Raw genomic sequence first — 12,625 nt, forward strand, 5'->3', positions numbered from 1 at the left:
CGGCCGCTGCCACCGCTACATGGACGGGGTTGTGCGCCTGCCGGATTGAATCGGCTTCCGAAGGCCGCGGAGCCGCCGGTCTCGCTGGCCGACGTGGCCGAGATGGGCCTCGCCGCCGGGGGGGGGGCCGGGCGCGCGGCCCCCGCCCCCCGCCACACCGCCGCTATGAGGCCGGGAACGGCGGCCCGCCCCCCCCCCCCCGGGGGCGCGCCCACCGCCGCCCCCGGGGCCCCCCCCCCCCGGGCCCCCGGCGCCCTGCGCCCCCCCCGGGCCCCCCCGCGCCGCCGCACGGCGACGAGTGCCGATGGCGACCACCACCAGACCGATGACCGCCGTCGCGACCAGCGCGACCGCCGCGCCACCGACGAACACCATCGCGCGGCTACTGAGTTCCGGGGTTCCCGAGAACGGCTGCGGCGTCGGCGGCGGAGTCTCCACGGGGGCCGTCGGAGTGGGGCGCGCGGCGGACGGCTGCGGCCGCACCTCCGTGCCCGGACCACCGGACAGCAGATACACCAGCCACGCCAGCGCCGCGAACAGCGCGAGCACGGCCAGGCCGACCAGCATCATCAGGCCGAAACGGCGCAATTGCCACGGCTGCCGCTCGGTATCGCGCTCCGCGTCCGGCACGGCCAGCGGCAGCCGATGCTGGCTGGTGATCACGCCGGCCAGCAGGATCACCACCGAGACCAGCGACAGCACCGGCATCAGCGCGACGGCGACCGCCGAGGGCGGCGACACCGCGTGCGGGCCACCGGCGCCGGGCACGAATCCGCGCAGCGCGAGGACGGCCATCGCCAGCAACGCGACCAGCCCGATCGCGCGCGGTATCGCCGATCCCACCACGCCCACGGGCATCTCCCAGAACCTCGGTACTGCACAAACAGGCACATCGTTACATGCCGAATGGTCCGTCAGGACGGAAATGAAGAACCCGGCGTAACGGAATTCCGTTCATCCCACGCGCGGGAAGTCGAATCGGGGAAAAATTGTGAGAACCCACAATTCTTCCGATCGGCAATTTATCTGCCACACAAAGGTTTACCGACGAGGCGGCCCTTATGCTGCCGTCCGCTCGCCGACCGGCAACTCGCTCAGCCGGCTGGCGATCCGAGCCAGGTCCGGCACGTGCGGGACGTCCCGGGTGAGGTCGGGCAGGGCCGCCGCGGCGTGGACGGTGAGCGGGAAATCAGCGTCGTAGAGGATGTCGACCAGATTCACGAAGCGGGTGACGTGGTCCGTGGCGACCGTGCGCAATTCCGGGACGCCGCACAAGGTCCAGTGGTGGTATCGCGTGGTGAGTTCGAGAAAGTCCGATGCCGATAGCGGGGCGCCGCAGAGTTCGGCGAAATCGGCTATCAGACAATCGTTTTCGGCGAGGCGTACAAGTAGTTGCCGGTGCGCTATCGGGATCGCGGTACTGCCGTGCGGAGCCAGGCCCGGCCCTGAGGCCTCGGACGGTGCGGTAGCGACGAGGTAGCGTCCCGCCGCGAAACCCGTTCGCCGCCCGCCGAACTCGCGATAGTCCCGCGGCCCGTCGACGGTCACCACGTCCAAGTGCGCGTGAATCCGCTCGATGGTCGGCAGAAACCGTTCGTGGAACAGCGGATTCGGCAACAACTCGTCCGGGGCGTAATTCGACGTCACCACGAGGACGGTGTTTCGGGCGAACAGCGTGTCGAGCAGTCGCGCGACGAGCATGGCATCCCCGATGTCGTGCACGTGGAACTAGTCGAAGCAGACCAGTTCGGCGTCGGCCAGCACGGCGTCCACAGTCCGCTCGATCGTGCCGAATTCGGCCACGGCGGCATGCAATCCGGTGAAGAATCCGTGAAAGTGATAGCGGCGCTTACGGTTTGCATTCACTTCCGCGAAGAAGCGATCCATCAGCATGGTCTTGCCGCGCCCGGGTCGGCCGCGCAGATAGATACCCCGAGGCCGACGCCATCGCCGTCCGACCCGCGCACCCACCTCCGCCAACCGCGCCGCGGCGGCCGCTGCGCGGCATCGAGCACGAGTTCGCCGTCCACATCCATCCGCCTTGCCACCTCTACACTTGTAGAGGAACGGCGGGCATAAAGGGGCCGAAGGTGACCACATCCACACTGGCCCTACTCGAGAAGATCCGCGCCGCCAACCGCGGCGGCGACGTCCACCTCATCGGCGGCCCCGCCACCATCGAGACCTACCGCGCCCTCGGCAAACTAGAACTCGTAATCCTGCCGTTCTTCGTAGGCAACGGCACCCGCCTGACCGAATCCCTCAACCCCCGAACCGCTTTGGAATTCGAAAGTTCCAGACCGCTGGACGGCGGCGCGGTGGAGATCATCTACCGAGTACTGCCCCAACACTGACAGCGCAGTCCCATACGCGAGTCGACAACCTCGACCTACGCCAGATCGAACTGACCGTCCGTAGCACCCACCACGAAGGCATCCCACTCGCCCGGCGCGAACACCAGCGCGGGCCCGCCCAGATTCTTGGAGTCACGGACGCCGACCGCGCCACCGTCGAGGAACGCGACCTCTACACATTCCGAATTTCCGGCGCTGCGAGTGCTCTTGACCCACTGCACACCCACTAGGCGATCATCGTTCACTGTGCCAAGTCCTTCCGTACCTTCCGCAGCAGAGCCCGGCTAGCCACCGCGTCCAGCGCTACACGCTGGATCGTCGCAGCAGCACTGCGATACCGCCGGACATCCGCTTCTTCCTCACGGTATCTCCTAGCCATGCCACTTCGATCCCATCCAACGCCTCCGGGAGGGACTCGAATCAAGCCTGCTCTGCGCGCGCCCGCGCGGATTCGATGTGGTTGATGTTGGATTCGATCCACTCGCGGAGGGCCGATATGGGGGTGCGCAGGCTGTGGCCCAAGGGGGTGATTCCGAGTTCACCGCCCTGTTCGACAGCCGCGCCGAATACCACGACCTGCGTGACCGCGGTCTACTCCGCGAGAACGCGGTGAAGAACGCCATGATCGCCGCCACCTACACCATGCTCGCCGCCGCCTCGCTCGGCCTGGCATCCGCCCCGATGAACGGCTGGAATCCCGACCTGGTCAAACGCGCGATCGGCATCGAGGGCCGGGACCACCTGGCCATCGCGGTCATCGTGACGATCGGCCATTCCGCCACTGCCCCAAGACATCCCGGCCGCAGAAGCCGGGAACGCAATGTCTTCATCGAGCGCTACGCCGCGTAGCGGTCATGTAGCAGCGGCCCGGCTCCCAGTTCGGGACCGGGCCGCTACCCCGACATGATCAGTGTCGCGTCAGGAGTACACGAAGCTGGGTGCCGGGTCGCGCAGCGGCTCGGGCCAGTTCTCGGGGTCGGGTCCGCAGTGCGAGAGGATCCAGTGCGCCCAACGATCGAGACCGAAAGCGAGGCAGGAACTTTGGGCGGGCGAGCCGTCGCTGAGCATGTTGAATGCCCGGCCGATGTGGTCGAAGTGGAAATTGACCGAGGTGACGGCGAAGTCGTTCCCGTCGGCGTCGCGGGCGAGGAGTTCGTGTTTCAGGTCGAGAGTGTTCTGCAGTTTGATCCGAGGCTGCCTGCTGGAGGTGAAGAACGGATCGGTGGCGGTGACGACGCGGCAGGGCAGGTCCATGCGCCGCGCCAGATCCTGGCACAGTTCGAGCTGCCGATCGCGGAAGGCCAGCGTGTGCGCGCGGGAACCGACGAACACCAGTTCCCGCATCCGGAACGAGTGGAACCGGATGGGCTGCGGCGTCCATTTCAGCTCCCGCCTGCTGCAGTGCGCCATGACGGTCATCAGCCGGCCGGGTTCGACGATGGTGTCGGCGAACATCGGATAGAGGTGGTAGCAGGCGGCGGGTGACAGACACAGTCCGCCGGGCTCCAGCAACGTGTCCGCGACTGTCAGATCCGTTGTGGCGCCGAGGGTGTCGACGTCATCCAGGCTCGGGCGGACGCTGTAGCAGGCGCTGATGTGCTGCGGGAAGGCCGCCACGTACCCGGCGCGCTGCAGCGACGTCCACGGAATGAGATGCGGTGCCGCGTACTCTTCCGCCCCCTGCTCCAGCGCGAGGCCGAGGAACAGCGAGTCCAGCCGTCGCAGCAGTTCGGCCAGCGCCGCCCGCCCCGCCCACAGGCCGGGCCGGAGCGAGATGAACTGGTCCCGGCCACCGGCGCGGGCGGGCGGGGTCGCGTCGAGGAGGTCGAGCAGGACCGTGGGTTGTTTCGGGCGTTCCGCGGCGGCGAGTTCGTACGCCCGATCCAGCAGTTCCTCGGCATGCCGCCGAGCCCGGCCGTCCCCGTCGGCGAAGGTGATCACGGTCTGCCCGGTATCAACCTGTATTCGGCAAGATTTCTCCGGAAGTTCACACAATGCGATCAGGTCGATGAAATCCTTGCGGGCATCGGGCGTATCGAGCGGGGGCCGAGACCACACGGCTTCTACCACGAGAACTACCTTTCTTCATGAATTCGATCGCCGTCGCGAGGCGCTGTCGGCGAGACTGTCGGAGATATTTGCCAGCGTTTTCCGCTAAACCAACACTCCGGTCGGTTGTCCAGATTAAGCACCCGAATATTGCTGTACGCCACGTATTTTGAGGTCCGTAGCGACACCAGTATGACATTAACCCGAAGTTTGCCCATGCAGATAGCCGGTGGTAGATTTTCGCGCCATGGAACCCGCCCCCTTTTCGAGTCGGCTGCCCTGGACCAACGTCCTCCTCACCGGCTCGACCGGTTTCGTCGGTTCATTTCTGCTGCGCGGCCTTTTGGATCACACGGACGCCGTCATCTATTGCGTGAGTCGCGGCGATAGTGACCGAGCAGTCGAAGCCCGAATCCGGACCGCATTCGACGGTTACGGCCTGGGCCTCGCGGATCCGGACCGGATTCGCCCGATAGCCGGCGACCTCACCCGACCGGAGCTGGGGATGCCGGAGGCTGTCTTCGACGATCTGGCCGACCGGATCGACGCCGTCGTACACGCCGGGGCGCAGGTCAACCTCGTGATGCCCGCCGAGCGGCTGGCGGCGGCGAACGTCTCCGGTACCCGGGAGGTGTTGCGCATGGCCCAGCGGCGCGGGGCCGCCACACACCTCATCTCGACGGTCGAGGTATTCGGGCCCGGCGCCGGAGTGGTCGACGAGAAGACCGCGGCCACAGGCTGTTTCGCGCCGCGGTCCGGATACGGGCGGACCAAGCACGCCGCCGAAGCCGCGGCCTGGCAGGCCGCGAGCCGAGGTCTCCCGGTGACGGTGCATCGGTTGGACCGAGTGAGCGGCGACAGCCGCAGCGGCGTCGCGCAGCCGGGCGCCGATGACCTCTGGCAGCTGTTGCGCGCGAGCCTGGCGGTCGGGATGTTGCCGGACACGCCGTTGCCGATCAGCCTCACGCCGGTCGATTTCGCGGCCTCCGCTGTCCTCGCCCTGGCCTCCACCGAAGCGGCGGCCGGGTCCACTTTCCATCTGTCCCACCCGAATCCGGTGCGCGTGGCCGAACTGGCCGAGGCGCTCCGGCGCGGCGGATGGCCGGTCGAACTCGTCCCGTCCGACCACTGGCACGCCGCTCTGCAGGAACTCGGCAGCCGACCTGGCGGCGACCCCATGCCACGACTGTTGTCGAGCATGGCCGACCGCATCTGGGGTGGGACACCGCAGATCTCCACACCACACACCACGGCCGCGCTGGCCCGGACCGGCCTGCGCTATCCGCCGGTGGGCGCGGAACTGCTGGATCGCTATCTGCGGCAACTGCGAGCGACGGGCTTCCTTCCCGCGCCCGCGCCGAGCCGACACCCGGCGCCCATGGAGTCGCCCGCCCTCGAGACCGGCGCAGGCGGTCCCGACATCGATGTCGTCGCACCACTTCTCGCTGCCTTCACCGAGGTCATCGGCGTGCCGCCGGTCAACGGTCTCGCCACTCGCCCCGAGCAGGTCGAGCAATGGGATTCGCTGTCGCACGTGTGGCTGTTCACCAAGGTCGAGTCCGTCTTCGGCTGCAAGCTGCCCGCGGAACTCATGCTGATCGGCCCCGAGTTGGGTGCCTTCGCCGACGCGGTGGCGCAGGTGCCCGCCGGCGAACCCCGGCCCACACCCGTAGCGTGACGAGACACCCGCGGCCGCAGGCTCTTTCGCACTGACCCGGCTCTGCCTGTCATCAGGTGGCTCGACCTCTCATGCCCCACAACCCATCAGGAGGCGACTGTGCCCACTCCGCCGGATCTCCACGGCCCGCTCGGGCCGACGCGAGGCCGCGCCGCCCACGATTCGGCGCGGTGACCGTGCACGGCAACACGATGGCCTGGCCCGAACTCGTCGCCGCGCTGCGCGCCGATCACGATCCGGCACTGTGGCGAACCGCGGCGGACCGGTTGCGCCGCGAGCCGGACGCTGCGGCCGAATTCGCCACGCGCACCGTGCGATTGGCCGTTCTGAGCACCTGCACCCAAGACTTCCTGTGCGGGTTCCTGCCGGTGGCCGGCTTGGCTGTCGGGCTGGACCTGCGGGTGCATCAGGCGCCTTTCGGAACGGTCGAGCAGGAACTGCTGCGCCCGTCGACCGCGCTGCGAGAGCACCGCCCCGAGTATGTGCTGCTGTCGGGAACATCCGACGATCTCGAGCTGTGCGCGCCGAGCAGTCCGGACGACAAGGTCGCCACCGCGGTCAAACGCTGGAGCGTCTGCTGGGAGCATGCCAGGCAATCCCTCGGCTGCCGGGTCGTGCAGCAATTGTTCGTCCCGCCCGGCGACGACGCCTGGGGCCAGCTCAGCAACAGGCTGCCCGACGGACCGGAGACCGTCGTGGGCCGAATCAACGCCGGACTACTCGACAACGGGCACGGCGAGGTGCTGTTCCTGGACGCTGCCCGGCTGGCGGCCACGTTCGGCCGCCGCGCCTGGTCCGACCCCCGCTTGTGGACGACCCTGCGGCAGCCGGTCTCCTTCGACGCACTCCCGGCCCTCGCCGGCGCCATCGCCGGACTGCTCGCCGCCGACCTCGGGTCACCCGCCGCTGCCTGGTCGTCGACCTGGACAACACGCTGTGGGGTGGCGTACTGGGCGAGGCGGGCTTCGACGGCGTCTCGGTCGGCGCGGGCCGGGACGGCGAGGACTTCGCCCGGTTCCAGGACTACCTGCTCGGCTTGCGCCGCCGCGGCATCATTCTGGCGGTCGCGAGCAAGAACGACGCGGACCTGGTAGCCGATGCGTTCGAACGAGTGCCCGGAATGCGCTTGCGGCGCAACGATTTCGCGGCCGTCGTGGCGGACTGGCGGCCCAAATCCGAGCAGCTCCGCGACATCGCGGCACAGCTCCGCCTGCACCCGCGCAGCCTCGCCTTCGTCGACGACAATCCGGCCGAATGCGCCGAGGTGAGTCGGGCCCTGCCCGAGGTCGACGTCATCGCCCTGCCGTCGCAACCTGCCCTGTACATTCGCGCGCTCGCCGACCGGCCGACCCTCACCCCGCCGATGCCGACGGCGGCCGACGACACCCGCGCGCAGTCCTACGCCGGACTCCATCGGGCCGAACAGGCGCGGCAGTCCGCCGACACGCTCGAATCGTTCCTGGACAGCCTGAACATGTCCGCCACGGTGCGCCGTGCGACGCCCGACGACCTGCCTCGCGTCGCGCAGCTCACGCAGAAGACAAATCAGTTCAATCTGACGACTCGCCGCCGCTCCCTGGCCGAACTCACCGAACTCGCCGACGATGCCGAATGGTGGTGCGGCACCCTCGAATTGCGCGACCGGTTCGCCGACCACGGGCTCGTGGGCGTGGTCGTGGCCTCGCTGTCGGGTCCGGTCGCCGACATCGACACCCTGCTGCTCTCGTGCCGGGTGATCGGCCGGACCGCCGAGCGGCTACTGCTCGCCGCGGCCGCGGATGCCGCCCGCGCCGCCGGGTGCCACACCCTGCGCGGTCGCTACGTCCCCACCGACCGCAACGCGCTGGTGCGCGACATGTACCGCGACGTCGGTTTCACGCCCTGCCCGGCCGACGGGGAAACCGGCATCTACGACTACGACCTCACCGCGGGCCCGTCCCTGGGTACACCGCACATCGTCTGCGACGGCCACCGTGGCTGACCGCGAGACGAGCAGTCCGCCGCGACGATCACCGGGCCGCGACGGCATCCGCCTGAGCCGCGACGACCTCGAAACATTCGCCGGCGCAAGCCTCGACCGCAATCCCCTCCATCTCGACGACGACTTCGCGCACCACAGCCCTTACGGAAAGCCCATCGCACATGGGGCATTGGTGGTGATCACCGCGCTCGGCACGCTGCCCCGAACGGTCCTCGACCGTACGACGTCGCTGAAAGCCGCCTTCCACCAACCGATTTACCCCGACAGCGTCTATCGCGTCACCACGGCCGACGACCCGGCCGGTGGTCTGCGGCTTCGTGTGACCTGCCATGGCACCCTCACCACCTCGGTCGAACTGACGACGGGTCCCGAAACGTTTCCGGAACGCGATGCCCCCGGAGAGCCGGAGTCCGTAGCGGAGCAGGCGCCGGTCTGGTCCGCCGCACAACTCCGGGATCGCCGATGGGCCGAGCACTTTCGACCGGACCTCGCCCGCCTGCGCGCGTTGGCCTACCGGCTCGGCGCCGGTTCCGTGCCCGATACGCTCCTGGACTGGCTGGCCTGGTCGAGCTGGGCGGTCGGCATGCGGGCACCGGGCCGCGACGCACTCTTCGGCCGCCTCACACTGACACGACACCCCGCCGCGAAACCCTGGGGCCACAGCGAACTACGCGTCGACACCATCGATGACCGCACCGGTGCGATCGCGCTGAGCGGCACCTATGCCGGAGCCCGCGCGGACCTGCGCGCCTTCCTCCGCTCGCCCGTTCCGGCGCCCACCGCGGCCTCCCTCGCCCATCACCTGGCACCCAGCGACCGTCTTCGCGGCCACCGGGTGCTCCTCATCGGTGGGAGCCGGGGATTCGGAGCGTCACTCGCCGCCGCGCTCGCGAGTCAGAGCGCGACCGTGTGGGTTACGTTCCGCGCCAGCGCCACTCGTGTCACCGAACTCGCCCGCGAATTCGGCCCCGACCGGATCCGGCCGCTGCAATGCGACGCGACCGACATCGAACAACTGCGGACCACCCTCCGGCCGCTGCACGACGAGGGCGCGCTCGACGGCCTCGCGCTGCTGGCCACCCCGCCCCTGCGCGCGATCGACCTGCACCACACCGCCGTTCCGAGCCAGCTCGAATTCATCCACACCAGCCTCGCCCTCGCCCTGAACCCGCTCGCCGTCGCCGGGACCCTGCTCAACACCCACGACAGCTGGCTCATGGCCGCCTCCTCGACGGCCGTCAGCCACACCCCGCCCGGCTGGAGCCACTACGCCGCCACCAAGACCGCCCTCGAAACCATCACCACAGATTTCGCCACCCGCAACAACATTCGAGCCCTGATCATGCGCGCCCCGAAAATGCGCACCCACCTCGTAGACGGCCCCACCGCACAACTCGACGCCACACCCCCGGAAAAAGTGGCCGCCACGGTAACCAACTGGGTCCTAGACAAACCGAACAACACCGTCACCACCCTGACGTGACCGCCACACGTCGCCTCGCCACGGACGATCCGCTGGGTTCCATGCGCACTCGTGGGTCCGCCGGTGGCGTGGGACGGTGAGTCGGCCGAGCGCTATTCGTAGGCGTTCGAAGGGGCGGGGCGGGTTGGTACCTGGGTGATGCGGGCGTCGGTGGCGATGCCGATTTGGCCGAGGGTGAACGGGTTCATGCAGTCGCGCCGCGGGGAGGTGAAGATCGGGTCCATGGCGGGGTCGGTGTGGCCGGTGACGGACTTGAAGTACGGGCCGAAGGGCTGTCCGCCGGAGATGCTTACGCCGAAACAGTCGACCTCCAGGATGTAGGTCCCGTCGCCGCCGCAATGGGCCGTCGCACCGCTCCACGACCGATCCAGCGTGCAATTCTGCGGCTCCGCCACCGCCGGCCCCGCCGCGACCGTCCCCAAGGTCGCCGCAGCCGCTATGAACACCGCCGCACCGATAGTCCGCCACTTCATGATTGCCATTCAGGTCTCCGTATCTGTGGCCGAACGGAGTAGTCCGGCGCCTCACCTTACCGTTCGGAATTATGCCTGTGTGGTGATCGGTCGCCGGGGTCAGGCGGCGGTGAGGACCAAACCCGAGGTCGGTACGCCTGTGCCTGCGGTGACGGCGATATTTTGTAGTCCGTCCACCTGGTTCACCGAGCTTCCGCGGATTTGGCGGACGGCTTCGGCGATGCCGTTCATGCCGTGGATGTAGGCCTCGCCCAGTTGGCCGCCGTGGGTGTTGAGGGGGAGGCGGCCGCCGAGTTCGATGGCGCCGTCGGCGATGAAATCTTTTGCCTCGCCGCGGGGGCAGAAGCCGAGTTCCTCGAGTTGCATGAGGACGAAGGGAGTGAAGTGGTCGTAGAGGATGGCGGCTTGCATGTCTTCGGGGCGTAGGCCGCTCTGGGACCAGAGTTGGTCGCCGACCAGGCCCATTTCGGGCAGGCCCGTCATGGCGTCGCGGTAGTAACTGGTCATGACGTATTGGTCCGCGCCGGAACCCTGTGCGGCAGCGGCGATTACGGCGGCGGGCTGCGGCAGGTCGCGGGCCCGCTCGACGCTGGTGACCACGATCGCCACGCCGCCGTCGGTCTCCTGGCAGCAGTCCAGCAGGTGCAGCGGCTCGGCGATCCAGCGCGAATTCTGGTGCTCCTCCAGGGTGATCGGCTTGCCGTAGAAATGCGCTGCCGGATTCACCGCGGCGTGCTTGCGGTCGGCCACCGCGATGGTGCCGAAATCCGCACTCGTCGCGCCGTATACGTGCATGTACCGGCGGGCGACCATGGCGACCTGCGCGGCCGGGGTACCCAGGCCCTGGGGATACGACCACGCGGCGTCGACACCCGAAGACGTTGCGGCCGACGCCAAGTGGGTGGCGAACTGCCCGAATCGGTGACCCGAGCGCTCGTTGAAGGCGCGGTAGGCGACGACCACGTCGGCCACTCCGGTCGCCACGGCCATGGCCGCCTGCTGCACGGTGGCGCACGCGGCCCCGCCGCCGAACGGAATGTTGCTGAAGAACTTCAGGTTCGGGATGCCCGCCGCCCGCGCCACCGCGGCCTGGGTGTTGGTGTCCATCGTGAAGGTGGTCAGGCCGTCCACGTCCGCGGGCTTCAACCCGGCGTCGTGCAGGGCGGCCGTGACCGCCTCCGCCGCCAGCCGCAGTTCGCTGCGCCCGGACTCCTTGGAGAAGTCGGTCGCGCCGATGCCGACGATGGCGGCTTTCCCGCTGAGTGAATTGCTCACGCCTGCTCCTGTGTGTCGCGGGTCGCCGTCTCCCGCACCGCGATAACGGCTTTCGCCGTGATGTGATCGCCGAGGCTGTCCCGGCCGACCACCTCGATGTGGATCTCGTCGCCCTCGACCGCGGTCACGGTGCCGGTGAGGGTGAGGGTGTCGCCCGCGTAGAGCGGTACGCCCAGCCGCAGCGCGAGGGATTTCACGAGCGCTCCCGGCCCGGCCCAGTCGGTGACGAACCGCTGTACCAGTCCGGTATCGGTGAGGATGTTGACGAAGATGTCCTTGGAGCCACGCTCGACGGCCTTGTCCCGATCGTGGTGCACGTCCTGGAAATCCCTGGTGGCCAGGGCCGTACTGATCACGAACGTGGGGTCGGCGTGAATGCTCAGCTCGGGCAGTGTGGTTCCGACCTGCACGGTCCCCGGATCCAGCGTCGCGGTCATTCGCTCACCTTCCAGTACGGCACGGTGTTGTCCTCGTCGAGTTGCTCGAATGCCACCTCGACCGGCTGCCCGACCCGCACCGCGTCGGGGGCGACGCCGCGCAGCTCGCCGAGCACCCGCACGCCCTCCTCGAGTTCGACCAGCGCCACCACGTAAGGCAGTTGGCGCCCAGGGACTTTCGGCGCGTGATGCACGACGTAGCTGAACACCGTGCCGCGGCCCGAAGCGACCACATAGTCCGGCGGCGCGTCCTTGTCCGCCCACAGTGCGGGCACGGGCGGATGGCGCAGCGTGCCGTCGGGCAGTCGCTGGATCCGCAGCTCGCCGACCTTTGTTCCCGCCCAGAAGAACTCGGTGTCCTGAGAGACAGTCGGTCTGGACCGTTTGCTCAAATCCTCCTGCGGCTGAGCCGGTTTCGCCGTACCTGGCGCGAACTTCAACATCCGGAACGCCATCTCGGTGACCGGCTCCTCGCCGACATACCAGGTCAGGATGTAGGTCGCGAACCAGCCCTCACCGAGCGCGGTGCGCTTGGGCCCCACCAGATCTCGCAGCCGGGTCCGGGCCTGCACCCGTTCGCCGACCGTCAGATACCGGTGGTAGGTCTGCTCACAGTTGGTGGCGACCACAGAGGTGTACCCGGCGGCGTCGAGCAGGTCGTTGACCGCGTTCATCGGGTCGTCGGCCGGGCGCGCGCCGTGCAACCCGGGCATCGTCCACACCTGCGCCATGGCGGGAGGGGCGACGATGCCCGGATGACCGGCGGCCTTGGCGGCGGCCTCGTCGACGTAGATCGGGTTGGCGTCGCCGATCGCCTCGACCCAGTTGTTGATCATGGGCTGGTTGACCGGGTCGGGGGGGGGGGGGGGGCGGGGGGCGCCCCCCCCCCGCGGCG

General features: G+C 68.6%; 12 protein-coding genes and 2 pseudogenes. 6 read left to right on the forward strand and 8 right to left on the reverse strand.

Translation table 11 applies throughout. The features are described from left to right. Positions 1-15: 15 nt before the first annotated feature. On the reverse strand, positions 16-858 hold the full coding sequence (locus QH470_RS03960) for a hypothetical protein (protein WP_280270871.1): 843 nt from the start codon (positions 856-858) through the stop codon (positions 16-18). Between the two features lie 201 nt (positions 859-1,059). After that, positions 1,060-2,100: pseudogene (zapE, locus tag QH470_RS03965) on the reverse strand (cell division protein ZapE). Here zapE and QH470_RS03970 point away from each other — a divergent pair. Beyond that, positions 2,091-2,354 carry a dihydrofolate reductase family protein gene (locus QH470_RS03970; protein WP_280270872.1) on the forward strand — a complete coding sequence of 88 codons (264 nt, stop codon included), beginning with the start codon at positions 2,091-2,093 and terminating at the stop codon, positions 2,352-2,354. The pseudogene zapE and the gene QH470_RS03970 overlap by 10 nt on opposite strands. A 35-nt stretch (positions 2,355-2,389) precedes the next feature. On the opposite strand, the gene QH470_RS03975 is transcribed toward QH470_RS03970, so the two are convergent. Beyond that, positions 2,390-2,581, reverse strand: coding sequence for a DUF397 domain-containing protein (locus QH470_RS03975; protein WP_280270873.1), 192 nt, complete (start codon positions 2,579-2,581; stop codon positions 2,390-2,392). Between the two features lie 286 nt (positions 2,582-2,867). Between QH470_RS03975 and QH470_RS03980 the strand changes: the two genes are divergently transcribed. Continuing rightward, positions 2,868-3,203, forward strand: a complete 336-nt coding sequence (locus QH470_RS03980) for a nitroreductase family protein (RefSeq protein WP_280270874.1) — start codon at positions 2,868-2,870, stop codon at positions 3,201-3,203. Between the two features lie 69 nt (positions 3,204-3,272). Here QH470_RS03980 and QH470_RS03985 read toward each other — a convergent pair whose 3' ends face one another. Then, entirely contained in the window at positions 3,273-4,424 is a 1,152-nt protein-coding gene (locus QH470_RS03985; protein ID WP_280270875.1) for a class-II aminoacyl-tRNA synthetase family protein, read from the reverse strand. A 226-nt stretch (positions 4,425-4,650) separates the two neighbouring features. Here QH470_RS03985 and QH470_RS03990 point away from each other — a divergent pair, with 226 nt between their 5' ends. The 4 genes and pseudogenes from QH470_RS03990 (at position 4,651) to QH470_RS04000 (ending at position 9,545) form a co-directional block, all read left to right on the forward strand. After that, positions 4,651-6,081, forward strand: a complete 1,431-nt coding sequence (locus QH470_RS03990) for a thioester reductase domain-containing protein (protein ID WP_280270876.1) — start codon at positions 4,651-4,653, stop codon at positions 6,079-6,081. Positions 6,082-6,272: 191 nt separating this feature from the next. After that, a pseudogene (locus QH470_RS38085) lies at positions 6,273-6,941 on the forward strand (hypothetical protein); the annotation flags it as partial. Beyond that, entirely contained in the window at positions 6,890-8,062 is a 1,173-nt protein-coding gene (locus QH470_RS03995) for an HAD-IIIC family phosphatase (protein WP_280270877.1), read from the forward strand. The pseudogene QH470_RS38085 and the gene QH470_RS03995, both read left to right, overlap by 52 nt. Continuing rightward, on the forward strand, positions 8,055-9,545 hold the full coding sequence (locus QH470_RS04000; protein WP_280270878.1) for an SDR family NAD(P)-dependent oxidoreductase: 1,491 nt from the start codon (positions 8,055-8,057) through the stop codon (positions 9,543-9,545). Before QH470_RS03995 ends, QH470_RS04000 begins: the two co-directional genes overlap by 8 nt. Before the next feature lie 92 nt (positions 9,546-9,637). Here the strand turns inward: QH470_RS04000 and QH470_RS04005 are convergent, their stop codons facing one another. From QH470_RS04005 to QH470_RS04020, 4 genes are all read right to left on the reverse strand, one after another. Then, positions 9,638-10,027 carry a hypothetical protein gene (locus tag QH470_RS04005; RefSeq protein ID WP_280270879.1) on the reverse strand — a complete coding sequence of 130 codons (390 nt, stop codon included), beginning with the start codon at positions 10,025-10,027 and terminating at the stop codon, positions 9,638-9,640. A 90-nt stretch (positions 10,028-10,117) separates the two neighbouring features. Next, complete coding sequence (locus QH470_RS04010) at positions 10,118-11,293, reverse strand: lipid-transfer protein (RefSeq protein ID WP_280270880.1); 1,176 nt, start codon at positions 11,291-11,293, stop codon at positions 10,118-10,120. After that, positions 11,290-11,730, reverse strand: a complete 441-nt coding sequence (locus QH470_RS04015) for a MaoC family dehydratase (RefSeq protein ID WP_280270881.1) — start codon at positions 11,728-11,730, stop codon at positions 11,290-11,292. Before QH470_RS04015 ends, QH470_RS04010 begins: the two co-directional genes overlap by 4 nt. After that, positions 11,727-12,625, reverse strand: an 899-nt coding sequence (locus QH470_RS04020; protein ID WP_280270882.1) for a bifunctional MaoC family dehydratase N-terminal/OB-fold nucleic acid binding domain-containing protein, incomplete at its 5' end; no start/stop codon positions are given. The genes QH470_RS04020 and QH470_RS04015, both read right to left, overlap by 4 nt.

The sequence above is a fragment of the Nocardia wallacei genome, assembly GCF_029868745.1.
GTDB classification, from domain to species: domain Bacteria; phylum Actinomycetota; class Actinomycetes; order Mycobacteriales; family Mycobacteriaceae; genus Nocardia; species Nocardia wallacei_B.